The sequence below is a fragment of the Vibrio sp. Vb0667 genome, assembly GCF_033391095.1.
In genome coordinates, this window is sequence record NZ_JAWPOL010000124.1 from 1 (window position 1) to 1,632 (window position 1,632).

At 50.1% G+C, this 1,632-nt stretch carries 1 protein-coding gene; it reads left to right on the forward strand.

All coding sequences use genetic code 11. The features are described from left to right. Nucleotides 1-24: 24 nt before the first annotated feature. A partial coding sequence (gene nadB / locus R8269_RS23925; RefSeq protein ID WP_318222741.1) for an L-aspartate oxidase occupies nt 25-1,632 on the forward strand: 1,608 nt, incomplete at its 3' end.

Sequence of the window (1,632 nt, forward strand, 5' to 3'; positions counted from 1 at the left end):
TTAGCTTGGGATTATAAAAGTTATATGAACACAAATCGTGAACATGAGTGTGATGTATTAGTGGTAGGGAGTGGCGCTGCGGGCTTGTCGTTGGCTTTACGTGTCGCAAACCACTGTAAAGTAATGGTACTCAGCAAAGGACCGCGCAGCGAAGGGGCAACTTACTACGCTCAAGGCGGTATCGCCGCTGTGTTCGATGAATCCGACACCATTGAGTCGCACGTTGAAGATACCCAAATTGCCGGGGATGGTATCTGTGACGAAGAGACCGTGAGATTCATTGCAGAACACTCAAAAGAATGTGTGCAATGGCTGATTGACGGCGGTGTACCGTTTGACCGTGAAGACGATGATTCTGACGATGAACCTCGTTACCACCTAACCCGCGAAGGTGGCCACAGCCGCCGCCGTATTCTGCACGCCGCAGACGCAACCGGTATGGCAATGCAAACTTCATTGCAGGACAACGCCCACAACCATCCCAATATTCATGTTCTTGAACGCCACAACGCTCTGGACTTGATCACTGAAGATAAAATCGGCGGTGATAAAAACAAAGTCATCGGTGCCTATATCTGGAACCGAAACGAAGAGCACGTAGAAACCGTGCGCGCCAAATTTGTGGTTCTAGCGACAGGTGGCGCGTCAAAGGTTTATCAATACACCTCTAACCCAGACGTCTCATCGGGTGATGGTATTGCTATCGCGTGGCGAGCTGGCTGTCGAGTGGCGAACTTAGAGTTCAACCAGTTCCACCCAACTTGCCTTTACCACCCTGAAGCTCGCAACTTCTTGCTGACCGAGGCCCTTCGTGGTGAAGGCGCTTACCTTCGTCGCCCAGACGGCACTCGCTTTATGCCAGATTTTGATGAGCGTAAAGAACTCGCCCCCCGCGATGTTGTTGCTCGTGCCATCGACTTCGAAATGAAACGCTTGGGTGCAGACTGCATGTATCTCGACATCAGTCATAAACCCGCGGACTTTATCACCAAGCACTTCCCGACCATTTACTCGCGCTTGATGGACTTGGGCATTGATATGACCAAAGAACCTATTCCAATCGTACCAGCTGCGCACTATACCTGTGGCGGCGTGATGGTGGATCAAAACGGTCATACGGATTTGAAAAACCTATACGCGATTGGCGAAGTGAGCTACACCGGCTTACATGGTGCTAACCGTATGGCATCGAACTCACTGTTGGAATGTGTGGTTTATGCGTGGTCTGCTGCAAAAGATATTCTGAAACATCACACCAGCATTGAGCTGCCTTCACGTGTTCCATGTTGGGATGAAAGCCAAGTCACCAACAGTGATGAAGAAGTTATTATTCAACACAACTGGCACGAACTTCGCCTGTTCATGTGGGACTACATGGGCATTGTGCGTACCGATAAGCGCTTAGAGCGTGCATTGCGCCGCATTCAACTGCTACAACAAGAAACGCATGAGTACTACAGGAACTTCCGCGTATCTAATAACTTGTTGGAGCTGCGTAATCTACTGCAAGTTGCAGAGCTTATGGTTCGCTGTGCAATGCAGCGTAAAGAGAGCCGCGGCCTGCACTACACGCTTGATTACCCAAACCAACTGGAAAACAGCTGTCCGACAATTCTGGTACCAGCAAAGCAG